Here is a 24,690-nt window from a genome sequence, read left to right as displayed (position 1 = left end):
GCTGATACTGCCAATACCATAAAAAAGAGTTTATTCAGAGCCGTTTCAATGAAGCCACGGGTTATGACATCTTTGCTGCTCGTCCTCTGCATGGTCTTTTCGACCACTGCCGCGGCTTTTCTGCATCTGAATGAACACATGCTGGAACAGTCACACCTCGATCTCTCATCGCATGAGCACCCACATTCAAACACGAACGCTCACGATGACCACGATATCAGCGCCGAACATGCACACCACTTCAATCTGCATGTGACTGCTGATCTGGTTGAGCACAACCTGATGATGTTCAGCAGCTCTGGTCGAATCGCAGACAGCGACTTTGCATCCAGAGTCATCTCCCGCAGTTATACACCCCCTATTCCGCCACCCAACGCCTGATCCTTTCCCTGGTTAACTTTTCATGCGCCCTGTGCGCAGAAACCGTTATGGAATTGGATCATGAAATCATTATTTTTGAGTCACACCACGCGTGTGCTTGCAGCTATCACGCTGCTTGCTTTGCCGGGTCTGTGTTTTGCCCTCTCGCTGTCCACAGCGGTCAGCAGGACGCTGGAAGCCAGCCCTGAGTTACAGCTTTACCCTTATCACGTCCGTGCGCTCGACGGTCAGGCCCTGCAGGCCGGCCTGAAGCCAAATCCGAGGCTGAATGCCGAGCTTGAAAATGTTCTAGGCACCGGTGAGAACCGTTTTCTGAGCAATACTGAGATCTCGCTGTCACTGAGCCAGTTGATCGAACTGGGTCAGAAGCCGGAAAGACGCGTTGAGGTTGTCGACAGGCAGGCGGCTGCCATTGAGCATGAATATCAGGTCAAGCGACTCGACGTGATTGCTGCGATGCTCCGTGATTACTACAACAGCCTGCGGCTTCAGCAACTGATTGACTGGAACCAACAACGTATTGCGGCAGAACAGGCCGCCGTATCGGTCATACAGCGCCGTGCCCGGGCCGGTGTGGTGGGCCAGGCCGATGTTATGCGCATGCAGTTACGGCTGGCCAAATCTGAATCCAGACAGGCCGAACTCATAGCCCAACACGCACAGTCACTCAAAATGCTGGCAGCCCACTGGGCGGCTGAGCCTGAATTCTCTGGTGTCAAGGGCGAGTTAGGCCTGTTACCGGATCTGCCTGACATGACACAGCTGGAGGCTGCGCTGCAAAAGACACCTGATTACCTGCTGGCGCAGGCTGAAGTGCGTGTCAATGAGGCCAGACTGGCACTTGCCCAGGCTGAAGGCCGGGCCGATGTCACTGTTGGTGCCGGTATCCGGCGTCAGGAAGGCAATAACGATAATGCCCTGCTGTTCAGCTTCTCAATGCCTTTGCAGTGGCATGACAGCAACCAGGGCAACATCGCCAGTGCCCAGGCGCAATACCAGGAGAAGCTGGCCAACCAGGATCTTCTGCGCACGCGACTGGAAGTCGCCTTATCCCGTATTCACGCCGCCATGCTCAACAACCTCGACTCACTGAAGCGGCTGCAGGTCGATTTGCGGCCCGTTGCTGATTCATTGCTGGCCGAGGTGAAACGTGGCTATCAACTGGGGCAATACGGTGTTTTGCAGTGGGTCGATGCCCAGCAGGAATTGTTCACCATTGAACGCCAGCTGATCGAGGCGCAACACGCCGTGCATCTCCAGTTTCTCGAATTAGAACGCTTAAGCGGTGCCAGTCTTACCGCCGCCGCTGATAAGGAATAAACCATGAAATCTTATCTTTTAATCATCGCCCTGCTGTTTCATGCGCCGCTGTTTGCCGCCGGTGGGCATGGCCACGGTAATGATGACCATGGTCACGAAGAAGCCGCAAAAGGACCGCATGGCGGCCGTTTGCTGGAAAGCGACGGGCTCAATCTTGAACTCACGATTTTTGAGTCAGGCATTCCCCCGGAAATGCGGATCTACCCGTTTACACCGGATGGCACTGCCCTCTCCCCCGCTGATATCAACATGACCGTGACCCTCAGTCGCACCGGTGGTCAGCAGGATCTGATCGATTTCACGCCAGAGGCAGACTATCTGCTGGGAGATACCGAAATCGTCGAGCCGCATTCCTTTGCCGTTGAAGTCACGGCCCAGTATCAGAACGAGAGCTATCACTGGCACTTCGAGAGCTATGAAGGCCGTGCCGAAATCCCGCCACGCATGCTCGAGGTGTCAGAAGTGAAAACAGAGACCGCCGGTCCCCGGACTCTGATGATGACCAATACGGTTTACGGCATTATCAGCAAGGCCGAAGACAGCGTGTTTCATGTGCATGCCGCTTATCCCGGGATTGTGAAGTCAGTCAATGTCGAGACCGGTGACACAGTCAAAAAGGGTCAACGCCTGCTGACTGTATTCAATGAAAAGACACTGCAGACCTATGCCGTGACCAGTCCCTCTGCCGGCGAAGTCACCCGACGTCCTGTAAAAAGCGGCGATCACACCAGTATCGGCACCCTGGTGGAAATCAGCGATTTATCCAGCGTCTGGGTGGAGATGTCGATGTTTCCACAGGATATCGAACAGATAGCCAAAGGCATGAAAGTGCTGGTCAGTGATCTGCATGGCGATAAAACGGTGGAAACCGAACTGGACTACCTGTCACCACAGATGACAGGCGGCCACATTGCCCGTGCCAGGGCCACGCTTGAAAACCCTGTTGGCAACTGGCGGCCCGGTATGCACGTGATTGCCAGCGTGGTGATGGAAAAAATCGAGGTGCCACTGGCCGTGAAACGGTCGGCTATTCAGTCTTACCGCGATATGCCGGTGGTTTTTGGCCGCTTTGGCAATGTGTTTGAAGTGCGCATGGTGCAACTGGGGCGACAGGATGAGGACTACGTTGAAGTCACCGGCGGCCTCAAAGCCGGTACCGAGTATGTGACCGGCAACAGCTATCTGCTTAAGGCCGAAGTGCTCAAAGATGGCGCCAGCCACAGTCACTAGGAGCGTGCAATGATTGATTCAATTATTCGTTTTGCGATCAATCAGCGCTGGCTGGTGCTGGTGCTGACCTTGTTAATCGCCGGGCTGGGCGTTTATAACACCTATCAACTGCCCATTGATGCGGTGCCCGATATCACCAATAAACAGGTGCAAATCAACACCGAAGTGCCGGGCTATTCACCGCTGGAAGCCGAGCAGCGTGTCACCTACCTGGTGGAAAATGCGATGGCCGGTTTGCCAGCGCTGGAATATACCCGCTCGCTGTCCCGCTATGGCCTGTCACAGGTCACGGTGGTGTTCGAGGAAGACACCGATATTTACCTGGGCCGTCAGCAAATCAGTGAACGGCTGCAGTCGATTCGTGGTGAACTGCCTCAGGGCGCCGAACCACAGCTGGGACCGGTCGCCAGTGGTCTGGGTGAAATTTTCACCTATGCCATTACGGCGGAAGACGACGCCCTGAATGAGGATGGTCAGCCCTATACAGCCGAGGATCTGAGGACGATCCAGGACTGGATTATCCGGCCGCAACTGGTCACTGTGCCCGGCATTACTGAAATCAACAGCGTCGGTGGTTATGAGCGTGAATACCAGGTTGCGCCTGATCCAGCCAAACTATTGGCTTACAAACTGACCCTGGCTGATGTGTCCAAGGCACTGATGGAGAACAATCAGAATACCGGGGCCGGTTATATCGAGCGTTATGGTGAGCAATGGCTGGTGCGCTCACCGGGCCAGCTGAAGACGCTTGATGATATCCGCAAGGTAGTCATTGCCAAGCGGGATGATATGCCGGTCACCGTCGGTGATGTGGCAACCGTATTTCTGGGCAAGCAGCTTCGCACCGGCGCCGCCACCCAGAACGGCAAGGAGACCGTGTTGGGCACCGCCTTTATGCTGATTGGCGAAAACAGCCGCATAGTCGCCAGGGCAGTGTCCGAAAAGCTGGAAGCGGTGAACAGAAGCCTGCCCGAAGGCGTGAAAGCTGAAGCGGTCTATAACCGCACCACCCTGGTCGATGAGACTATTGCCACAGTGCAGAAAAACCTGTTTGAGGGTGCCCTGCTGGTCATTGTGGTGCTGTTTGCCTTGCTGGGGAATTTCCGTGCGGCATTTATCACGGCCTTAATCATACCCCTGAGTATGCTGTTTGCCGTCACTGGCATGGTCACTAACCGGGTCTCAGGCAACCTGATGAGCTTGGGCGCAATTGACTTCGGTCTGATTGTCGATGGCGGCGTTATCGTGGTGGAAAATGCCCTGCGGCGGCTGGGCCTGGCCCAGGAACAAAAAGGCCGCTTACTGACTTTGCCCGAGCGACTGAAGGAAGTCGGTGAGAGCACCCGGGAAGTATTCAACCCGGCCGTGTTCGGCGTCTTGATCATTATGCTGGTCTATCTGCCCTTGTTTGCATTGGGCGGTGTTGAAGCCAAAATGTTCGAACCGATGGCATTTACTGTTATGGCTGCCCTGACTGGTGCGCTGATCTTTGCTGTCACCTTTGTGCCGGCGGCTGTGGCGATATTCGTTCGGGGTAAAGTTCGTCACAAAGAGAACATCCTGATGCGTGCTGCCCGCTTTGTTTACCGACCCTTTCTGGGCATGGCCATGCGGGCACCGTCAATTGTCACAATTGCAGCTTTGGTCTTTGTGGTATGGACTGCGAGTCTCAGCACACGCATGGGCGCCGAGTTTCTGCCCAAACTGGATGAAGGCGATATCGCCATGCATGCGCTGCGGATCAGCGGCACCGGGCTGGAACAGTCGGTGGCCATGCAAAATCAGCTGGAAAGCGTGATCCGAGAGTTTGGTCAGGTGGAACGGGTGTTTTCCAAGATTGGCACCCCGGATATTGCCACCGACCCGATGCCGCCCAATGTGGCCGATACCTACATTATTATCAAACCGCGTGGCGAGTGGCCGGACCCGACTCAAACCAAGGCTGATTTTCTTGATGAGCTGCGTCAGGCCGTGGAAGTGGTGCCCGGTAATAAATACGAGTTCACCCAGCCAATAGAAATGCGTTTTAACGAACTGATTGCCGGGGTCAGGGCCGATGTTGCTGTCAGAATCTACGGCGATGGCCTGGAACAACTCAGTCAGATTGGCGAGTCAGCCATCAATGTCATTAATACTGTGGAAGGCGCGGCCGATGTCCGCATGGAGCCTATTACCGGTTTACCCATGCTGTCTGTCGAACCTGATCGCGATCATCTGGCCCTGCTCGGCCTCAGCATCAGTGATATGCAGCAGACCGTGCAAACGGCCATTGGTGGGCGTGATGTGGGTCTGATTTATGAGGGCGATAAACGCTTCAAACTGGTGGTCAGGCTTGCAGATGATTTAAGGCAGAATATCGATTATCTGTCCAAACTGCCGGTAGCCCTGCCCAATAGCGATGAACCGGACTTATCCTATGTACCGCTGGGTGAAATCGCGCATATCGAGAAGTTTGTCGGCCCCAACCAGATCAACCGTGAAAACGGCAAACGTCATGTGCTGGTGTCCGCCAATGTGGTGGAACGTGATCTGGCTTCATTTATCAGTGATGTTCAGACTGCGATTAATCAGCAGCTGAACATGCCGGCCGGTTACTGGGTTGATTATGGCGGCACCTTTGAACAGTTGCAGTCGGCAACAAAACGCTTGTCCATCGTGGTGCCGGTCACGCTTTTATTGATTCTCGGTCTGTTGATCAGTGCTTTCGGCTCCTTCAAGGACGCCCTGCTGATCTTCACCGGTATTCCACTGGCACTGACCGGCGGTATTTTATCGCTGACTCTGCGGGACATGCCGCTGTCGATATCCGCTGCCGTTGGTTTTATTGCCCTGTCGGGTATCGCCGTGCTCAACGGCATCGTTATGCTGTCGTTTATCCGCCAACTCAGAGAGAAAGGAGAAACCCTGCTGATTGCGGTCAGTAGCGGTGCTATGCAGCGCCTGCGGCCGGTACTGATGACAGCACTGGTGGCCAGTCTCGGTTTTCTACCTATGGCATTAAATACCGGTACCGGTGCTGAAGTTCAAAGGCCCCTGGCGACGGTTGTCGTGGGCGGCATTATTTCATCGACTTTGCTCACCCTGGTGGTATTGCCGGCGATTTATCTGCTGGCACATCGGCGCAGTGCGAAAGAATGAGAAGCGGACTGTGTGTTCAAGCTATTAGACTTTTATTTTGGCACGTGCTGAACACCCGGCTGCTCGTTAGATTGCCATGCTTGCCTCGATTTCGGGGCGGCTGGCCAGGGCAATATCAACAAAAGGCCTGACCGTCGCATCATGACTCTGACGCTTGAAATGGAGTTGTAGCGGAATAATTTTATCGACCTGCTTAATGGTCAGAAAATGACAACCCGCCGAATGCTGTTTTCGGATACAGTAAGGCCCAATACCGATGCCCAGTCCCGAGGCAACTTCTGTCAGCAAAGTCTGCATATGCCGGGGCTGACTGATAATATTGGGTGAAAAACCGGCATCGTTACACAGGCCAAGCGTGTCATCAAACAGGCCTACCGCTTCTTCACGATTGAAAATAATAAAGTCCTCCTGCTGCAGTTCAGATAGAGCCACAGCGTCTCTGTCAGCGAGTGGATGCTGTTCGTTGACCACCACAACCAGTCTGTCGTTGTAGATATCATGACTGATGAAATCTTCCTGGATAGAGGCTGGCATTGGTCGCGAGAAACCAATGTCGATGCGGTCATTTTTGAAGGCTTCCAACTGCTGGGTGACGGTCATTTCATAGAGATTCACATGCACCGCCGGATAGCGGTTGATGTATTGATTTACCAGTCCGGCCATAAACGGCAGGCAGGCTGAGGGCATATGCGCGACTTTCAGCGTGCCGATTTCGCCCTTCTCCGCCCGTTGTGCATTGGTTTTGGCGGTGTCTATCTGCGTCAAAATCAACTGACCGTCGCTGAGCAACTGTTTGCCGGCCGAGGTGATCGCGACCTCGCGGGAGTTCCGATTAAATAGTGAGACCCCCAGTGCTTCTTCCAACTGGGCAATATGCCGACTGATAGCGGGCTGAACGGTGTGAAGTTGCTTGGCGGCGGCTGAAAAACTCTTGTTTTCGGCCACGCTGATAAAGCTTCTGAGCGTTTTAATATCCATGCTTGCCTTCTTTCTATACAGAATATGTATAGATTTAATAGAAAAATAACATTTCTATTATAGATTAATAGTCGTTAGCCTGTTTCACCAGTTGGCGCATTAACAAGCTTGTCTGCCGCCGTTGATTGAACCACAGAGGATTTAACAGGGCCGACTTGCCGGCCATCTTTAACAGGCTTATGAAAAGCAGCATCGAACAATTATCAAACGCAGGCCAGTTCACCCTGCTCTGCATTGCCAGTCTGACCATCATGGTGGGCTCGGTGCTGGCTCCGGGCGTGTTGTCCATTGCCGAAGCGTTGAATGTGTCGGCGCATCCGGGCTGGCTGGTCACCCTGCCAGCATTGGGTGCTATGGTGTTTGCGCCTGTGGCCGGGCGCATCATTGATCAGACCGGTGCCTACCGTTGTTTATTATCTGGTTTATTTTTATACGGGCTGCTGGGTATGGGGCTGGTTCTACTCACTGAGCCACTTGCTGTCTATACCGATCGCTTCCTGATGGGCGGTATCACAGCCCTGGTGATGGCCTCATGTACGCTGCTGATTTCACAGTGGTATCAGGGTAAGGCAAGATTGGCGATGATCGCCAAACAAGGCATGGCGATTGAGCTCGGCGGTGTTGTGTTCCTGTTTGCGGGCGGTTTGCTGGCTTCGATTAACTGGGCCCTGCCTTTGAGTATTTACCTGCTGGCCTGGTTTTTTCTGGCGATGTTTATCCTTTATGTGCCAAAGCGTAACTCGCGGCCAGAAACCGACTCTGATGAGGCGGGGCCGGCCCTGACAGGCCATCAGCGATATTTCTCACTCAAAGCCGTCTATGCCAGCACCTTACTGGCAATGAGCGTCTTTTTCAGCCTTATCGTATTACTGCCGATAACACTCGGTCAGCGGGGCATGGATGAAGCAGATATCGGCTATTTGCTGGCCTTTATCTCAATGATGGCTGTGGTCTCGGCCTATGTGATGCCGGCAGTTGTGGAGAGGCTGGGGCCTTTGCCAACGCTGACCACCGCTTTTGTCTTGTTTGCTCTGGCGCATGCCCTGTTTTTGCTGTCTTCTGCGCTGACCAGCCTGATTCCGGCTGCCCTGTTCAGTGGTATGGGGTTTGGTTTCAGCATCCCACTGCTCAATCATATGACCATACAGCGTTCAAACCCGGCCAGCATGGGGCGTTGTCTGTCTTTTTACACCATGGCGATTTTCTCAGGCCAGTTTCTGACCTCATCACTGACTTTACTGCCCGAGTTCCAGACACAGGCTTTTGTACTGGCAATGACGGTAGCATTGATGACCGCCATGGCCCTGCTTCTCAATCAGCGACTAATTAAACAAAGGATTCTGCATAATGCTTAAAGGATTAAACCTGCGGGAACCGCTCATTTTCTCTGCATTTCAACCTGGAAAGCCAGGTGGCTATCAATATTCATTTAAGAGAATAAGACAACAAGGCTGTAGTTTCAGGCAAGCGGTCTGCGGGCCCATTTCGTACAATTTTCAATATCAAAATCCGGCCATTGCGGGTCTGAGACTGTTGCGCTGTCTTTAAGTTCTGCCTGACTGCAGCTGATTTAACTGAATTTTCATTATTTTATGCGTTGATTGAACGCATCCCTATCATGGAGTTTAAGCATGCGAACCACCTTATTTGCCCTGGTAACGCTTATCACATTGGTGGGCAGTGCCTGCACGGAAACCACAGACACCGCTGATGCAGCCCCTGCCCCGCCACCACCACCGGAAGTTGATATCGCGCAACCGCTCAAACATCAGCTCACTGATTGGGATGAATTCACCGGCCGCTTTGAAGCCATTAACGATGTGCAGCTTCGCGCGCGGGTCACCGGATATCTGGTGGAGAAAAAGTTCAAAGATGGTCAGCAGGTGAAAAAAGGCGACGTGTTGTTTGTGATCGACCAACGCCCTTTCAGTTATGAACTGCAACGCATAGAAGCGCAGCATGAGTTGGCGCAAAAGGAATGGCAGCGTGCACAGAACCTGCGTGAAACCCGGGCCATTTCCCAGGAAGAAGTGGACCGCCGTTTCCAGGAACTGCAGATTGCCAAGGCGACGCTGGATAATGCCCGTCTGCAGATGCGGTTCACCGAGGTCACTGCTCCTATCGACGGCAAGGTCAGTGACAGCTATGTCGATATCGGCAATATGGTCGAGGAAAATGAAACCGTGCTGACCCGTATTGTCAGCACCAATCCTATGCATTTTCGATTTGAGGGATCTCAGGGTGATCTGCTCAAATATCTGCGCCTGGACCGGGCAGGACAGCGCCCCAGTAGTGATACCGCGCCTAATCCGATTTATATCAAGTTGATGGATGAGGATAAATTCCATCATCAGGGCCGGATGCACTTTGTAGATAATGCCATCGACAATTCTACCGGCACCATTCAGGCCACGGCTCAAGTGAACAATGACCAGGGCATTCTTTATCCGGGCATGTTTGGTCGTGCCCGCCTGCTGGGACGCTCGAATTATGAAGCGGTGCTGGTACCGGAACGTGCTATCAACACCGATCAGGACAAAAAGTTTGTATACCTGGTTGATGACAATGAGCAGGTTCAGCGTCGCTATATCAGCGTCGGCAATCTGCTGGACAACGACTACATCGTGGTCAGCGATGGCCTGACGGGTGATGAACAGGTTGTGATCAACGGCATCCAGCGTATCCGTCAGACCGGACAAGCCGTCACCCCGAATGAGACTGAACTGGAATGGCGTGAAATCGACACGCTGGTGGACTCAGAAAATGCCACCGAAGCCGTTCAGCCGGCAGAGCAAGACTAAGGAGCAGCCTGAATGCAGTTTCCCAAATTCTTTATCGACCGACCGATATTTGCCACGGTGATGTCTATCATCACCGTGATCGTCGGTGTGATGGCATTTCTGACGCTGCCCATTGAGCAATATCCTTCAGTAGCGCCACCGACTATTCAGGTGTCGGCAAACTATCCCGGTGCCACCGCAGAAACCGTGGCAGAAACGGTCGCCACGCCGATAGAACAGGAAGTCAATGGCGTCGAAGGCATGCTTTACATGCATTCTCAGGCTTCAGCCGATGGCAGTATGAGTCTGACTATCACTTTTGAACTGGGCACTGATCTCGATACCGCCCAGGTACTGGTGCAAAATCGGGTGGCCATTGCCGAACCGCGGTTGCCGGAGGTGGTTCGCAGTATGGGGGTGACCACCCGTAAAAACACGCCGGATCTGATGTTGGTAGTCAATATGTCCTCCCCCGATGGCACTTATGATCAGAACTACCTGGCTAACTACGGCGTGCTCAATGTTCGTGACCGTCTGCGTCGGATTGAAGGTGTCGGTGATGTGCGTGTGTTCGGCGCGGCTGACTATGCGATGCGGATCTGGCTCAAACCTGATTTGCTGCAGTCTTTTGGTATCGCTGCCGGCGATATTATCAGCGCATTGCGTAGCCAGAATGTTCAGGTCGCCAGCGGTACGCTTAACAGTGCGCCGCAGAAAGACCAGAATTACTATGAATATATCGTTCAGACCCAAGGTCGGCTGGAAACGCCGGAAGAGTTCGGCGAGATCATCGTTAAAGCCGATGACGGCCGTATTGTGCGGCTGAAAGATGTCGCCCGTGTTGAACTGGGCGCGCAGGAGTATGTGACCAAGGGGTACCTGGGTGAAAAGCCTGCTGTGGCTTTACCTATCTACCAACGCCCCGGCTCCAATGCGATCGCCACTACCGAAGCATTGATCGCTGAGATGAAAGATATCGCGGCTGATTTTCCGCCGGGTATTGAATACGAATTTGCCTACAACCCTACCGAGTTTATCGAGCAATCAGTCGAAGCCGTGGAGTTCACGGTCTACGAGGCCGTGTTCCTGGTAGTGATAGTTATTCTGGTGTTTTTACAGACCTGGCGCGCGGCAATCATTCCCATTGTGGCTATTCCGGTGTCATTGATCGGCACCTTCGCGGTGATGTCAGCGCTGGGCTACTCTCTGAATAACCTGACCCTGTTCGGGCTGGTACTGGCTATCGGTATTGTGGTCGATGATGCCATTGTCATTGTCGAAAACATGGAAAGAAATCTGCGCAACGGCCTCTCGCCCCGCGAGTCTGCCCGCAAGACCATGGACGAGGTCGGCACCGCGCTGATTGCCATGGGCCTGGTGCTGGTAGCAGTATTTCTGCCTACCATGTTCCTGGAAGGTATTTCCGGACGCTTCTATCAGGCCTTTGGTCTGACGGTCGCAGTAGCTACTCTGATCTCGGTGTCTGTCTCGCTGACCCTGTCTCCGGCGCTGGCGGCTATCCTGATGAAGGTTGATCCCAATCATGACAAACCGGTCAAATGGTATAAGTCGCCAGTCAAAGCCTTTTTCAATGGTTTTAATAAAGGCATGTCCGGGCTGTCAGAGCGCTATGGCTGGTTTGTCGGCAAGACCATCCGCATGGGCTTTATCATGCTGCTGATCTATGGCGGATTGATGGCGCTGACTGCATTTCAATTCGACCGGGTACCGACTGGCTTTATTCCGTCACAGGATCAGGGCTCATTAATCGTGTCGATTACCCTGCCTGAGGGTGCATCACTGAGCGAAACTGATGAAGTCGTTCAGGAAGTGACCCGCGAAATGCTCAAAGTGCCGGGCCTGGCCAATACCGTTGGCTTCACCGGTTTTTCTGGTGCCACACGGACCTTGCAGTCCAATGCGGCGGTGATTTTTACGCCACTGGAATCCTTTGATAAGCGTATTGCTGAAGGCATTGAGTACCAGACTATCCTCAGTGATATGCGGGCTGTGGGTGCCTCGTTCAAAAACGCCAGTATTGCCGTATTTGAGCGTCCCTCGGTGCCAGGCATCGGTAATGCCGGTGGCTTTAAAATGATGCTGCAGGATCAAGGCGGTCGTGGTCTGAAGGTGTTGGAGCAGGCAGCTATTGATATGGCTGCAGCAGCAAACAGCCCGGATAATCCGGCCACCACTGCGGCCTACACCTTCTTTAATACCAATAATCCGCAGCTTTACCTGGATATTGACCGTAATAAAGCCGAGCGTCTGGGTGTGCCCGTTGATAATGTGTTTGAAGCGCTGGAAGTGTTCATTGGTTCAGTTTATATCAATGATTTCAATTACCTGGGGCGTACTTTTAGAGTGACAGCCCAAGCTGAAGCACAAGAGCGGCTGACCATTGATGATGCCCTGCGGATTCGGGTACGAAATAATGACGGCGACATGGTGCCTATCGGTTCCTTTGCCACTGTGGAAAATACCTCCGGTCCCTCCCGTGTGCCCCGCTACAACCTGTATCCGGCTGCCGGTGTAATGGGTAGTGCCAGCCCTGGTTTCAGTTCCGGTGAAGCTTTGAACGCGATGGAAGATCTGGCTGATCAGATCCTGCCGGATGGCATTGGCTATGAATGGACTGAGATTGCCTATCAGCAAAAATCGACCGGTGACACCGCGGTGCTGGCCTTTGTGCTGGCGGTAGTCTTCGTCTTCTTGCTTCTGGCAGCGCAATATGAGAGCTGGACCCTGCCTCTGTCCATCATTCTGATTGTGCCGATGTGTCTGTTATCTGCGATCACCGGCGTTTACATAGCCGGCATGGATAACAACATCCTGACCCAGATAGGTCTGGTGGTGTTGGTGGGGCTTGCCTCCAAGAATGCCATCCTCATCGTCGAGTTCGCCCGTGAACTGGAAGATCAGGGCCGGGATATGTGGCAGGCCGCGGTGGAAGCAGCACGGCTTCGACTGCGCCCGATTCTGATGACCTCGTTTGCCTTTATTCTGGGCGTGGTGCCGATGGTGATTGCTACCGGTGCCGGCGCTGAAATGCGCCAGGCGCTGGGCGTTGCTGTGTTCTCGGGCATGCTGGGTGTGACTGCATTCGGCTTGATTTTCACGCCGGTGTTTTATGTTTTGTGTCGCAAGCTGGCACTTATCGGCACCAAGAAAGACTCGAAAAAACTGTCTTCGGAGACTGTATAAATGAAACTGCGTTTAATAACGGCTTTAATCGGTGTCAGCCTGGTCGCCAGTGGCTGTGCCTCATTTCGCGACTATGAAGCGCCGGAGGCACCTGAGTCTCTGCAACAGCTGGACCTGGAGCAGGCAGATAATGCCCGTATCGAGGCGAACACCGCGCCGGTCATTGAATGGTGGGATGAGTTCAGTGACCCACGCTTATCCAGCCTGGTTGAACAGGCGCTGGAAGCCAATCCGGATGTACGTATCGCTTATGCCAACCTTCAGGAAGCTCGGGCCTTGAGCCGCGAGGTCGGCTATGACCGCCAGCCATCGGTTAATGCCGGTGCAAACGCGTCAAGAAACCTGAACTCCCAGGAAAGCGTCAGCGGTAATAACCTGCCCCGGACCAATAACAGTTTTCAGGCGGGCTTTGATGCCGGCTGGGAACTGGATTTATTCAATCGCATTTCATCGCGTATTGAAACACAGGCAGCGCTGACCGATGCTGCCCGTGCTGATTTGCAGCAGATTTATGTCACCATCGCTGCCGAGGTCGCGCGTGCTTATGTGGAACTGCGCGGTGCCCAGCATCGACTCGATATTGCTGAACGCAATCAACAGAACCAGGCAGAAACTTACGAACTGACACAGGTGCTGCTGGATGGTGGCCGGGCCACCGCGCTGGATGTATCCAGGGCAGAAACCCAGTTAACGCTGACCAAGTCGACCATACCGCCCCTACAGGCAGCAGTGACCGCCGCTATCAATCGTTTATCCGTATTAACCGGCCAGGTGCCGGACGCCCTGCGAGCAGAACTATCCGCCAAGCAAGCTTTACCGGAATTACCGGTGACGGTAGCGGTGGGTGACGCGGGTTCGTTATTGAAACGCCGCCCTGATATCCGCTCAGCAGAGAGGACGCTGGCTGCCAGCGTGTCTTCCTACAATGTCGCCGTCTCGGACTTGTTTCCTACTGTTCGCCTGCTCGGCTCACTGGGCTTTGTCGCCACTAATCTGAGCAGTTTCGGCACCTCGGCTTTGGCAGGATCAGTCGGACCATCACTGGAATGGCAAGTGTTTAACCGCGATGCCGTCCGCGCCCGGATTGATCAAGCCGATGCCCGCAGTCAGGCACAACTCGCCTTTTACGATAAAACCGTATTAGCCGCACTGGAAGAGACCCACACTGCCGTCAGCGATTTTGCCCGTGAGGAAGAGCGTCGTGCCACTTTGCAACAGGCAGCAAAGTCAGCCCTGCATTCTGCAGAACTCGCAAGACAGCGCTTTGACGAGGGTTATGATGATTTTCTTGATGTGCTGGATGCCGAAAGAACCCTGCTGGAAACCGAAGACACCCTGGCCAATAGTGAAATCAGCGCGGTATTAAATCTGATAGCGATATACAAAGCGCTGGGTGGTGGCTGGCAGGTCAAAGCTAATAGCTGAGAACTGCCACTGCCGGTTTTTGTCATTAAAACAGGCGCTTTTTTGTAGTATCGGACAATAAGCCTGCAGTTTCAGGCAAGCGTTGTTGCTGGACTGACTCTACAATCGTGCAGGTAAGTGAGTGAAACAGAAGCTGATTTTAGCTCAACGATGATCAGTGTGCTTTGTTTTAAGCGGAGTATAAGTCTTTAATTATGCAGCAATCAGCAATCCAGACCAGTGATAAAGATGACAGCGCCCAGGCCCGTGCCCGGCTGGCGGAGCTAATTGCCCGCTATGCACCGCATGATGGTCTGTTTGATTTGCCCCTGCCCGGTGTCCATCTGCTGAGAACGTCAACGCAGGAAACCAATCCCACCCGCGCGGTCACCAAGCCGGGCATGTGCATTATCGCTCAGGGTGCGAAGCGTGTACTGATTGGCCAGGATGTCTACGATTACGATAACTCGCGGATGGCGGTTTACTCTACCGAGGTGCCGGTATCGGCGAAGATCGTCAAAGCCAGTGAAGCCGAACCCTATCTGTGCCTGATCGTCGATATCGAGCCACAAAAACTGGCTGAACTGACCATGAAGGCCTTCCCTAATGGTCTACCCAGGGTGCAGCATCCGCGACCTTTATTTATCGGCAAGGCCAACCCTAAAATCGTCGAAGCTGGCACCCGCCTGCTTGAGTTGTTATGCCAGCCGGACGATGCTGAATTTTTGCAACCATTGATTACCGACGAAATTTTTATCCGCCTGCTACGCAGTGATATCGGTACCCTGGTCGCTCAGATCGCAGCCACAGACTCAAGTTTGCAACGCATATCCAAAGCTATCAGCTGGATCCGCGAACACTTTCGCGAACCCATGAAGGTCGAAACCCTGGCGGCGCTGAGTAATATGAGCGTGTCCGCCTTCCACAGTCATTTCAAAACAGTCACCAGCATGACCCCGCTGCAGTTTCAGAAAGAGCTGCGGCTGCATGAAGCCAAACAGGTCATGCTCAACCGCATGATGGATGTCAGCACCGCCTGCATGCATGTCGGTTACTCCAGCGTGTCACAGTTTAGCCGTGAATACAGCCGTTTGTTTGGTGTCTCGCCCAGCAAAGATGCCCGCTCTCAAATAACAACAAGCTGACGAATCAGCTCAATACTCATTTTCAGATTTGAAGGGATTGTTATGCAAATCACTATCAACAACAAAATGCATCAAGTCGATGTACCGGATGACATGCCCATACTCTGGGCTTTACGCGATGTGCTGGGGATGACCGGCACCAAATTCGGCTGTGGTAAGTCGCTGTGCGGTGCCTGCACCGTAATGCTCGACGGCAACCCGATTCGCTCCTGTGTCACGCCGGTCAAAGCGGCCGAAAATAAAAAAATTACTACCATTGAGTCTGTCTCAGAACAACCTGCAGGCCGTGCTATTCAGGCTGCCTGGCAGGAAATCAATGTACCGCAATGCGGTTACTGTCAGTCCGGTCAGATCGTATCGGCGACAGCGTTACTTAATAGTAATTCCAAACCCAGCGATGAAGATATCGACAACGCCATGAGCGGTAATATCTGTCGCTGTGGCACTTACACCCGCATTCGAGATGCTATCAAGCAGGCTGCCGATAATCTGGAGGCCGGTCATGAAGGATAATATTGTCAATATCAGCCGCCGTGGTTTCGTTAAAGGCTTTGGCCTGACCGGTCTGGTTCTGGCTGTCGGTCTGCCGGGTTTGTCCGCTAAAGAAGAAACGCCAAAATACGGCCGTGATGCCATGCCTAATGGCTGGGTTGATGACCCACTGGTGTTTGTCTCTATCGCTGAGGATGGCACCGTCACCATCGTCGCCCACCGTGCTGAGATGGGTCAGGGCGTGCGCACCAGTCTCCCCATGGTTGTTGCCGATGAAATGGAAGCCGATTGGGAGCAGGTAAAGGTCGTTCAGGCCCCGGGCGATGAAGAAAAATATGGTAATCAGAACACCGACGGTTCCCGCAGTGTTCGCCACTTCTTTATGCCAATGCGCAATGTGGGCTCAGCGGCTCGTATGATGCTGGAAACCGCGGCTGCCGCAATGATGGCAGTGCCGGTCAAGGAAGTGAAAGCGCTGAATCATGAAGTGGTTCACCAGCCTTCTGGTCGCAAAATGGGCTATGGCGAACTGGCGCAGGCGGCAGCCAAACTGGATGTGCCTGAGCGTTCAAGCCTGCAATTTAAATCTGCTGAAGATTTTCGTTATATCGGCAAAAACGGTAGTAAAAACGTCGATGGTCAGGCTATCGCCACCGGTCAGACTGAATATGGCATGGACATCCAACTTGATGACATGGTTTACGCCGTTGTCGCTCACCCGCCCGCCTATGGCGACACGCTGAAATCTTATGATGACAGCGAAACATTGAAAGTCCCCGGCGTGCTTAAAACGCTGACACTGCCCTCTTCTCCACCGCCTGCGGTATTCAACCCCCTCGGTGGTGTGGTTGTGGTTGCAGAGAACACCTGGGCGGCGATGGAAGGTCGGAAAAAGCTGAAGATCGAGTGGGAAAAAGGGCCTAACAGCGATTACGACTCCAAAGCCTTTCGTGAAAAAATGGCCGAATCCGCCTCACAAAAAGGCGGTAAAGTGCTGAGAGAGCTGGGTAATGCCTATCAGACGCTGGAAAATGCGGAATCCACCATCAGCGCGGGTTATTACATTCCTCACCTGGCACAGGCCCCGATGGAGCCGCCGGTGGCGACGGCCCACTTTCAGGGCGATGCCTGTGAACTCTGGGCTTCAACACAGAATCCCCAGGCTGGTGTCGATACCGTTGCCAAATGGCTGGAACTCAAGCCGGAACAAGTCAAAGTTAATGTCACGCTGCTCGGTGGCGGTTTTGGCCGTAAGTCCAAGCCGGATTACCTGATCGAGGCTGCATTAACCTCCAAGGCAATGGATGGGAGACCGGTCAAATTGGTGTGGACGCGTGAGGATGATATTCAGCATTCTTACTATCACACGGTGTCTTTTGAGCACCTGGAAGCGGCGTTTGATGAAAATGGCAAAACATCAGCCTGGTTGCACCGGACAGTGGCGCCGTCTATCTCATCGACGTTTGATGCCAGCTCTGTAAATCAGATGCCGATTGAAATCGGCATGGGCGTGGTGAATGTGCCTTTTGCCATTCCCAATATCCAGCTGGAAAACCCGGCCGCCAAAAACCATACCCGGATTGGCTGGTTCCGTTCTGTCTCCAACCTGCCTCATGCCTTCGCCGTGCAGTCATTCGTTGCAGAAATGGCGCATCAGCAACAGCGCGATCACAAGGATCTGCTACTGGAACTGATTGGTGATGACCGCGAGATTGACCCCCGTACCCTGCAGGATGACTGGAATTACGGTCAGTCACCGGAGGTGTACCCCATCAATACCGGGCGCCTGCGCCGGGTTGTTGAACTTGTCACAGACAAAGCCAGCTGGGGTAAGTCATTACCGTCAGGTAAAGGTCAAGGCCTCGCTGCGCACTACAGCTTTGTTTCCTATGTCGCAGCGGTGGTCGAGGTTGAGGTCAGTGATGACGGTGAAGTCACGATACCCCAGGTGGATATTGCTATCGACTGCGGGCCGCAGGTGAACCCGGAGCGTATTCGTTCCCAGCTGGAAGGTGCCTGTGTGATGGGGATCAGCTTTGCCATGCTGGGTGAAATCAGCTTTAAAGACGGTGTGGCGGAACAGGACAATTTTGACGGCTACCAGGTCACCCGAATGGATGGTGCGCCGGCCAAAATCAATATCCATTTTGTCCCTGCTGATGATTACAACCAGCCGCTCGGCGGTGTTGGTGAACCGGGCATGCCACCGATTGCCCCGGCATTGTGTAATGCGATCTTCAACGCCACGCAAAAACGCATCCGTAATCTGCCTATCCGTTATCAGCTGGAGGCTTAGATGCAAAGCACCGATATCACGGTATTAAAGCAGGCTCGGGACTGGCTGGCAGACGGTCACTTAGTGTGGCTGGCCAGCGTGCTCAAAACCTATGGCTCCAGCCCACGTCAGCCGGGTGCCATGTGTGCGATTCGTGATGACGGGCTGCTGATTGGCTCAGTATCAGGCGGTTGTATTGAAGATGACCTCAAAGACAAAGCCGTGGCAGGTCAACTGCCTGCTACTGAAGTCCAGTTTCTGACATATGGTGAATCGGTTGCTGATCGCGATCGTTTCCGCCTGCCCTGCGGTGGTACTTTACGCCTCGCAATCGAGACAGTGACGGACGCTGGCTGGCTGACAGCAGTGCTGAATAACATCGAACAGCGCCTGCCGATCAGTCGCCGCCTGTTACTCAGCAGTCATCAAAGCCGTGTTGAAGACGTCGGTGCTGATAGCAGCCCGGTGTCAGAAACGGCGGCTGAGATAAGGTTTGTTTATGGTCCGCGTGCCCGACTATTACTGATTGGCGCCGGTGAAACCTCGGCTTATCTTGCCAAGATGGCTTCAGCACTGGATTTCCAGGTGTTGGTAGCCGAACCGCGCGAGGACATGCAAGTCACCTGGCAAGCCGAAGATGGTGAATTACTGGCGATGATGCCGGATGATGCGGTGCTTAAAATCAAGCCGGATCAGGATACCAGCATTGTGACTTTGACCCATGATCCCAAACTTGATGATATGGCCCTGCTGGAAGCACTGAAATCAGACGCTTTTTTTGTCGGTTCACTGGGTTCCAAACGCACTAATGCCAAACGTCGCGAAAGACTTGCCATGTTTGACCTGACCCAGTCGCAGATTAATCGTCTGCATGGCCCGGTGGGACTCGATATCGGCAGTAAAACCCCGGCGGAAATTGCGGTCGCTATTCTGGCCCAGTTGGTGCAGTTGAGACAGGCGAAGGCTCAGACACCGGCAATCCAGGCCGTCAGTAACGGCTGAAATGGCAGCACAATCCATCTGCCCTATTCTGCTGGCAGCCGGTCAGGCTCGCCGCTTTGGCAGTGATAAGCTGCTTCATGTTCTGTCTTATCAGGATGAGTGCAAGCCACTGATTCTGCATGCTTTAAAGCCCTGGCTTGAAGTGTTTTCTCAAGTCAATGTGGTTATCCGTGCTGATAATACTGCCCTACTCGATCTGCTTAATCAGTCACCATTTTCATCCCGTTTAACACTGATAACCGCCGAGGATGCGCATCAGGGTATGGCCGCCTCACTGGTCAGTGGCATCAAAGCGAATCAGCAGGCCGATGGCTGGCTGATTGGACTGGCTGATATGCCGTTTATTCAATCCTCCGTGATTGAAGAGTCGCAAGCGCTGCTGCAAGACGGTGCGGTGATAACCCAGCCTGAATATAAGGGTCGTCGTGGTCACCCGGTGGGCTTTGCGGCTGCATTTTTGCCGCAACTACTGCCTCTAAATGGAGATAAAGGCGCGCGCGACATTCTGTCAGCCTCTGCCAGCCGAATATCGCATATCAGCAGCCCTGATGACGGCATTTATCGGGATATCGACATGGTCGATGATACGGCTGTCGTCTAAGTTGTCAGTAACACGACTGAGCAGATAACACCCAAAGTAGTGACGGACAGCATTAAACGAACAAGATAGGCGGGTTGATAACTGACCATTAACACGGCGCTAATCGCAGCAACACTGAGTAACCCCATTCACTGGGTCAGCCATATCCCCCATGCCGCTTGTTGCCCACGCAGCATTGGCGAAGCTATGAGCAGTAAAGTGCCTGCCACTAGCTCATGGTCTAATTTTTTGAATGCTTGTTTAGTAGAAAATGCCGCTTACAGCGACTCCCGGCATAGTCCGGGAGCCCTGTACTGGCAAGTATGCTTAAAACGCGGTTTCAAAGGTCAGGGTGACTTTGAGCGGTTCCCCGAAATAACTTTGACGGGTCGGACCAGAAACGCGGCTGTAGTAGCGTTTATCGGTGAGGTTGGTTCCGTTCAGTATTAAACGACTATCGTTACTGAACTGGTAGGCAACCATGGCTGAGATGGTGGTGTAACCACCCTGCTCCCATTTGATGTTATTTGTTTCATAAAATGTGCCGCTGTTGTATTCAGCGCCCAGACCAGCCGCCCACTGCTGGTTAAAGTTATATTTACCCCACAGTTTCAGGCTGTGTTCCGGCGCATCGGGATTAAAGATATTGCCTTCGGAATCCGGATCAGCGGCTTTAAGCTGCTCGGTATCGGTGTAAGCATAACCGGCAAGCACATCCAGCTTGTCAAATAAAGTACCGGAGATCTCGGCTTCAAAACCACGTGCACGCACCTTGCCGCCGGCTATGGAGAAAGTAGGATTATTGGGATCATTGATAGCACGATTCTCATCGGTTAACTGAAATACAGCCATTTGGTAGTTGGCAGCACCGTTATTGAGAATTCCTTTCATACCGACTTCATACTGCGTACCGGTTCGCGGCTCGAGCAGTTTCTCATTGGCGTCCAGGTTGGTTTGCGGGACAAATGATTCTGCCGCACTGACATACAGGGTGGTCTTGTCATTCAAATCATAGACCAGGCCAGCGTAAGGGGTGAATTCATTATCAAATTCAGACACTGAGCCTAAGGCATCGGTTTTCCAATCGGTAACCCGGCCACCTAAAATCAATTTGGTTGCCTCGGTCAGGCTGGAGGTCGTTTTGAAGTACAAACCTCGTTCACGTGTATCGGTTTTTCCCACTGAGTAGGCAGGGACCAGATTAGGTACTGGATTGCTGGCTGAGCCAGGGTCGAATGCATTGATGGACGGATACGCAACATCACGCATGTAGCCCTTGTTATTATTTTCTGAATGGCTTCCGTTGGCGCCCAGCAGTACTTTGTGCTCCATGCCCAGGAAGTTAACAGGCATGTTGATATGGGCATCAAAGCTGGTTTCTACCAGTTCCTGGTCTGCCGACAGGGACCAGCGATCAACATTGCCAGTGACCGGATCAATTGGCGAAGTAGTGTAGTTAAGCAAATAATTCATGTCACGGTCACTGTGATTCAGTGTCACCACGGCTTCAGCGCCTGAATCAAAGCGATGCTCAAGTTCAACAAACTGCCGACGCAGGCGACTCTCTTTGTAGTTGAAGCCGGTGCCGGTGTATAAATCGCGAGAGATGGGAGCAAACGAACCATCGGCATACAGAGGCACACCCACATAAGGTGTGTCATCGGTATCTTCCACGCTGGCACCCACGGAGATTGTGGTATCACTGCCCAGATCTAGTTCCAGCGTGCCATAGAAAACTTTTTTCTCCATCTCGACATCGTCAATATGCGAGTCGCCATCCTCATAGGCAGCGACGGCACGGCCCCGTAATGTGCCGGCATCATTCAGCGCCCCGGTCACATCCAGATCAGTGCGGTAACCGGGCCAGGAATTGGCAGAGCCACGAAAAGCAACTTTGTTTTCCGCCAGCGCACGCTTGCGAACCAGGTTAATAAAGCCACCAGGCTCACCAGAACCCTGCAACAGCCCGGCAGGACCACGCAAGACCTCAACGCGCTCATAAAGGGCAAGGTCGGGCGCACCGTGTCCGTGTGTGCCAAAACCGCTGGCAGAGGTTTCTATGCCGTCAACATTGATGCTGTCGATCTCAAAACCCCGTATGATGTAGTTGGCAGTGCCGGTACCGAATGTCTTGACACTAACGCCGGTGGTATTTTGCAGTGCGTCATTGAGCGTCAACAGGTTTTTATCTTTGATCAATTGACTGGTAATCACACTGACTGATTGCGGTATCTCCCTTAAGTCCTCAACCCCTTTCCCCAGCGTGACGGCACCAGTGGCATATGACTGAGTTCCCTCGGTATTCAAAGCCAGATGTCTGCCTTCCACCTGAATGGCCGGTAAATCATAGTCATTGTCAGCGTCCGCCTTGACCAGCGTGACTGAATTATCGCTGGTAAAACGTGCACTCAGCCCGCTGCCCGCCAGTAAACGCTGCAGAGCCTGTTCAAGTGTATAGCTTCCCTGCAGAGCAGGACTTTGGTGATCATAAGTACTCTGCTCGGTGTAGAGTACCTGCGCACCTGTTGTCGCAGATAAATCTGCGATCGCTTGTGGCAGCGGCTTGGCCGCAATATCAAACTGCCAGCTCTGACTCACTGCGGCGTGGTTGTCTGCATCAGTGTCAGCTGGCTCAGCCGCAACTACTACTGCAGGTGCCAATGCCAGGCTGATTGCAGCGGCAAGCGCCCGTTGCTTGTTATTTCTGAGAAAGTTCTTGCTATAGGTCATAGTGGTATTCCATTTCAATTGATAATGCTTTTTATTAGTAAATAAAACTATGACGTTATAGCTGACCGGTTTCCCCCAGTGTCGGTGTGAAAAACTTTTTCAGGTGCAGGTGAAACGGCGCTGAGACAGGATGATTTTTACTGATGCAATAACACCAGATAATCGCTTATCCGGGTTTGTTTTACTTCCAGGGTGTCCAGCATCAGATTCAGTGCTGCGTCAGGGTCACGGGTAGAAAAAATACCGCTCACTTTAAGAGAGTGCAGCGCTTCGCTGGTAATGAGGATGTGCCCTTTTCGCTGACGGTTGAGCTCTTTAACGACGTCCTGCAGATCGGCGTTGTAAAACACAAACTGATCGCGTTGCCAGGCACTGACGATGGTGTGATCGTAGTGACTGACAGTGCTGATGCCGCTTCCTGTGAGTTTTGCCTGCTGCCCCGGTAACAGGGAGACCGTTTTATCACTATCAGCCTGCAGCAGAACTTGTCCTTCCCGGAGACTGACGTGAGCATTGTCAGCGTCGAGTCGAACATTGAAACGGGTACCCGTGACGATAATCTTGCCATGCGGTGTGTTTACGACAAATGGTCGGCTTCTGTCAGTAGCGACATCAAACCAGGCTTCTCCCTCCAACAGGCTGACTGTTCGTTTGTCAGTGCTGAAATCCACTGCCAGAGCGCTCGCGGAGTTGAGTGTTATCTGACTACCGTCAGAGAGTTGGACCGGCGCTTGTTCACCAATCGCTGTCGTATAGTCACTGCGCCATTGCATGAACCAGCCTGACTGCCAGCCCACACCCGCAGTCAGTGTCAGTACCAGGCAGGCAGCGGTTGCAAAACGCGTCCAGAGCGATTGCTGGTATAGACCACTCGTAGAGACGGTACTTCCTTGTTTCTGGTCTAATGCGTTGGCAACGGGGGCTTCCAGGGCAGCCCACGTTAGCTCCATCTCCCGGAAAGCCTGCACATGTCTCTCATCTGCCGCTAACCATTGCTGAAACTGTTTGTGCAGCGTGTTACCACGCAGGCTATCGGGTTCACATTCGCTGAGTCGCGCCTGCCAGATAGCCGCATCCTCCAGAATCGCTTCTGGAATAACAATGTTCGAGGAATGTGGTGAATCAGTCATTGAACCCGCTACCTGCTTGGTGCGCAAAAGCTAAAATGTTGAATTCCATATCTGTATCTACTAAGACGAACGATTGGGGGTAAATCCCCCAGTCAGGCGCTGTTTTTAAGGATTAATGATATAACGGTGAGGGCCTGAAAGTCAGAGATTACGCCCCGCCTCGCGCATTCGTTTGCGACAATGAACCATTGCGCGGGCAATATGTTTCTCAACTGTCTTATCCGAAATCGCCAGACGATCGGCAATCTGACGCATGGTCAGTCCCTGCCCGCGATAATAAAGAAAAACCTGACGACACTTTTCAGGTAACTCAGCAACTGCAGCATTAAGGGCTTTAATTTCCTGACCTGATATGGCTGCATCCTCGGGAGACGGCGAGGCTGAGGGAATATCCGTCAAGTGGACAAGTTCGTCACTGGTATCGGTCGCTGTTGTGGCGCTGCGCGTTTTTTCCCGTCGCAGTAGATCAATCGCCAGGTTGTTTGCCATTCGGTACAGATAGGCACGCGGATTGTCCGGCAATTCGCCGCTTTTGCTGTTGGCACGGATCCAGGTTTCCTGCAGCACCTCCTGTGCCGTACTCTCTGAGCCGGTTCGTCGGGTGATGTATTGCAGCAATTCCTGATAATGCACTTCAACGAGTTGTGCCAATGACTGCGCAGCGGATTCGGTCATTAAACGTTTTGCCAGAAAATTGAACTGTAAAGAATGTAAATATTTGTAAATGATAATCATTACTTTTTACTAATTCAAGATTTCCTGTCATTGACCCTCTGAGCTGATTCTGTGTATTTGTAGCAGACAGTCAATCCCCACACCCATAGCGCGTTGCTGTGACTTTCGGTCCTTTCGGGCAGGGTTGAGATGTAGCTGGAGTCCAATGTAGACCAGCATCTGGCCG

At 53.0% G+C, this 24,690-nt stretch carries 17 protein-coding genes; 13 read left to right on the top strand and 4 right to left on the bottom strand.

Features of this window, described 5'->3' with window-relative positions; all coding sequences use genetic code 11:
* Positions 1-63 precede the first annotated feature (63 nt).
* From Q0X64_RS08060 to Q0X64_RS08045, 4 genes are read left to right on the top strand one after another with little or no spacing between them, the layout of a single operon-like run.
* Positions 64-381 (top strand): hypothetical protein, encoded by a 318-nt coding sequence (locus Q0X64_RS08060; RefSeq protein ID WP_297811094.1) that lies wholly within the window; start codon positions 64-66, stop codon positions 379-381.
* Between the two features lie 60 nt (positions 382-441).
* Positions 442-1,701, top strand: a complete 1,260-nt coding sequence (locus tag Q0X64_RS08055) for a TolC family protein (protein WP_297811091.1) — start codon at positions 442-444, stop codon at positions 1,699-1,701.
* Positions 1,702-1,704: 3 nt separating this feature from the next.
* Positions 1,705-2,931 (top strand): efflux RND transporter periplasmic adaptor subunit, encoded by a 1,227-nt coding sequence (locus Q0X64_RS08050; protein WP_297811088.1) that lies wholly within the window; start codon positions 1,705-1,707, stop codon positions 2,929-2,931.
* A 9-nt stretch (positions 2,932-2,940) separates the two neighbouring features.
* Entirely contained in the window at positions 2,941-6,069 is a 3,129-nt protein-coding gene (locus Q0X64_RS08045; protein ID WP_297811085.1) for a CusA/CzcA family heavy metal efflux RND transporter, read from the top strand.
* 66 nt (positions 6,070-6,135) lie between these two features.
* On the opposite strand, the gene Q0X64_RS08040 is transcribed toward Q0X64_RS08045, so the two are convergent.
* On the bottom strand, positions 6,136-7,047 hold the full coding sequence (locus Q0X64_RS08040) for a LysR family transcriptional regulator (RefSeq protein WP_297811082.1): 912 nt from the start codon (positions 7,045-7,047) through the stop codon (positions 6,136-6,138).
* Between the two features lie 179 nt (positions 7,048-7,226).
* Here Q0X64_RS08040 and Q0X64_RS08035 point away from each other — a divergent pair, with 179 nt between their 5' ends.
* The 9 genes from Q0X64_RS08035 (at position 7,227) to Q0X64_RS07995 (ending at position 19,950) form a co-directional block, all read left to right on the top strand.
* Positions 7,227-8,402: an MFS transporter gene (locus tag Q0X64_RS08035; protein ID WP_297811079.1), complete on the top strand. Its 1,176-nt coding sequence runs from the start codon at positions 7,227-7,229 to the stop codon at positions 8,400-8,402.
* 276 nt (positions 8,403-8,678) lie between these two features.
* Complete coding sequence (locus Q0X64_RS08030) at positions 8,679-9,848, top strand: efflux RND transporter periplasmic adaptor subunit (protein WP_297811077.1); 1,170 nt, start codon at positions 8,679-8,681, stop codon at positions 9,846-9,848.
* A gap of 12 nt (positions 9,849-9,860) precedes the next feature.
* Positions 9,861-13,031, top strand: coding sequence for a multidrug efflux RND transporter permease subunit (locus Q0X64_RS08025; RefSeq protein ID WP_297811074.1), 3,171 nt, complete (start codon positions 9,861-9,863; stop codon positions 13,029-13,031).
* Positions 13,032-14,456, top strand: coding sequence for an efflux transporter outer membrane subunit (locus Q0X64_RS08020; RefSeq protein ID WP_297811071.1), 1,425 nt, complete (start codon positions 13,032-13,034; stop codon positions 14,454-14,456).
* A gap of 194 nt (positions 14,457-14,650) precedes the next feature.
* The gene (locus Q0X64_RS08015) at positions 14,651-15,580 is read left to right on the top strand and encodes an AraC family transcriptional regulator (protein ID WP_297811068.1); all 930 of its coding nucleotides are present in this window, start codon (positions 14,651-14,653) and stop codon (positions 15,578-15,580) included.
* A gap of 42 nt (positions 15,581-15,622) precedes the next feature.
* A complete protein-coding gene (locus Q0X64_RS08010) occupies positions 15,623-16,093 on the top strand; it encodes a (2Fe-2S)-binding protein (RefSeq protein ID WP_297811065.1) in 471 nt (156 codons plus the stop codon).
* The gene (locus Q0X64_RS08005; RefSeq protein WP_297811062.1) at positions 16,083-18,368 is read left to right on the top strand and encodes a molybdopterin cofactor-binding domain-containing protein; all 2,286 of its coding nucleotides are present in this window, start codon (positions 16,083-16,085) and stop codon (positions 18,366-18,368) included. Before Q0X64_RS08010 ends, Q0X64_RS08005 begins: the two co-directional genes overlap by 11 nt.
* Positions 18,369-19,349 carry an XdhC family protein gene (locus Q0X64_RS08000; RefSeq protein WP_297811059.1) on the top strand — a complete coding sequence of 327 codons (981 nt, stop codon included), beginning with the start codon at positions 18,369-18,371 and terminating at the stop codon, positions 19,347-19,349. It abuts the gene before it with no gap.
* A 1-nt stretch (position 19,350) separates the two neighbouring features.
* Positions 19,351-19,950 (top strand): nucleotidyltransferase family protein, encoded by a 600-nt coding sequence (locus Q0X64_RS07995; RefSeq protein WP_297811056.1) that lies wholly within the window; start codon positions 19,351-19,353, stop codon positions 19,948-19,950.
* A 306-nt stretch (positions 19,951-20,256) separates the two neighbouring features.
* On the opposite strand, the gene Q0X64_RS07990 is transcribed toward Q0X64_RS07995, so the two are convergent.
* The 3 genes from Q0X64_RS07990 to Q0X64_RS07980 all read right to left on the bottom strand — a co-directional run bounded on the left by Q0X64_RS07990 (position 20,257) and on the right by Q0X64_RS07980 (position 24,464).
* Entirely contained in the window at positions 20,257-22,659 is a 2,403-nt protein-coding gene (locus Q0X64_RS07990; protein WP_297811053.1) for a TonB-dependent receptor, read from the bottom strand.
* A 137-nt stretch (positions 22,660-22,796) separates the two neighbouring features.
* Positions 22,797-23,789: a FecR family protein gene (locus tag Q0X64_RS07985; protein WP_297811049.1), complete on the bottom strand. Its 993-nt coding sequence runs from the start codon at positions 23,787-23,789 to the stop codon at positions 22,797-22,799.
* A gap of 141 nt (positions 23,790-23,930) precedes the next feature.
* Positions 23,931-24,464, bottom strand: coding sequence for an RNA polymerase sigma factor (locus Q0X64_RS07980; RefSeq protein WP_297811046.1), 534 nt, complete (start codon positions 24,462-24,464; stop codon positions 23,931-23,933).
* Between the last annotated feature and the right edge of the window lie 226 nt (positions 24,465-24,690).

Origin of the sequence: uncultured Methylophaga sp. (assembly GCF_947259025.1) — a bacterium.
Taxonomy (GTDB): domain Bacteria; phylum Pseudomonadota; class Gammaproteobacteria; order Nitrosococcales; family Methylophagaceae; genus Methylophaga.
The sequence above is the reverse complement of the archived record's forward strand: the minus strand, read 5'-3'. Positions and strand labels throughout refer to the sequence as shown.

What these genes read in the sequence shown, in the direction of transcription:
- Q0X64_RS08060 (WP_297811094.1), top strand. Translation starts at nt 64, where the DNA reads ATGACATCTTTGCTGCTCGTCCTCTGCATGGTCTTTTCGACCACTGCC.
- Q0X64_RS08055 (WP_297811091.1), top strand. Translation starts at nt 442, where the DNA reads ATGAAATCATTATTTTTGAGTCACACCACGCGTGTGCTTGCAGCTATC.
- Q0X64_RS08050 (WP_297811088.1), top strand. Translation starts at nt 1,705, where the DNA reads ATGAAATCTTATCTTTTAATCATCGCCCTGCTGTTTCATGCGCCGCTG.
- Q0X64_RS08045 (WP_297811085.1), top strand. Translation starts at nt 2,941, where the DNA reads ATGATTGATTCAATTATTCGTTTTGCGATCAATCAGCGCTGGCTGGTG.
- Q0X64_RS08040 (WP_297811082.1), bottom strand. Translation starts at nt 7,047, where the DNA reads ATGGATATTAAAACGCTCAGAAGCTTTATCAGCGTGGCCGAAAACAAG.
- Q0X64_RS08035 (WP_297811079.1), top strand. Translation starts at nt 7,227, where the DNA reads ATGAAAAGCAGCATCGAACAATTATCAAACGCAGGCCAGTTCACCCTG.
- Q0X64_RS08030 (WP_297811077.1), top strand. Translation starts at nt 8,679, where the DNA reads ATGCGAACCACCTTATTTGCCCTGGTAACGCTTATCACATTGGTGGGC.
- Q0X64_RS08025 (WP_297811074.1), top strand. Translation starts at nt 9,861, where the DNA reads ATGCAGTTTCCCAAATTCTTTATCGACCGACCGATATTTGCCACGGTG.
- Q0X64_RS08020 (WP_297811071.1), top strand. Translation starts at nt 13,032, where the DNA reads ATGAAACTGCGTTTAATAACGGCTTTAATCGGTGTCAGCCTGGTCGCC.
- Q0X64_RS08015 (WP_297811068.1), top strand. Translation starts at nt 14,651, where the DNA reads ATGCAGCAATCAGCAATCCAGACCAGTGATAAAGATGACAGCGCCCAG.
- Q0X64_RS08010 (WP_297811065.1), top strand. Translation starts at nt 15,623, where the DNA reads ATGCAAATCACTATCAACAACAAAATGCATCAAGTCGATGTACCGGAT.
- Q0X64_RS08005 (WP_297811062.1), top strand. Translation starts at nt 16,083, where the DNA reads ATGAAGGATAATATTGTCAATATCAGCCGCCGTGGTTTCGTTAAAGGC.
- Q0X64_RS08000 (WP_297811059.1), top strand. Translation starts at nt 18,369, where the DNA reads ATGCAAAGCACCGATATCACGGTATTAAAGCAGGCTCGGGACTGGCTG.
- Q0X64_RS07995 (WP_297811056.1), top strand. Translation starts at nt 19,351, where the DNA reads ATGGCAGCACAATCCATCTGCCCTATTCTGCTGGCAGCCGGTCAGGCT.
- Q0X64_RS07990 (WP_297811053.1), bottom strand. Translation starts at nt 22,659, where the DNA reads ATGACCTATAGCAAGAACTTTCTCAGAAATAACAAGCAACGGGCGCTT.
- Q0X64_RS07985 (WP_297811049.1), bottom strand. Translation starts at nt 23,789, where the DNA reads ATGACTGATTCACCACATTCCTCGAACATTGTTATTCCAGAAGCGATT.
- Q0X64_RS07980 (WP_297811046.1), bottom strand. Translation starts at nt 24,464, where the DNA reads ATGACCGAATCCGCTGCGCAGTCATTGGCACAACTCGTTGAAGTGCAT.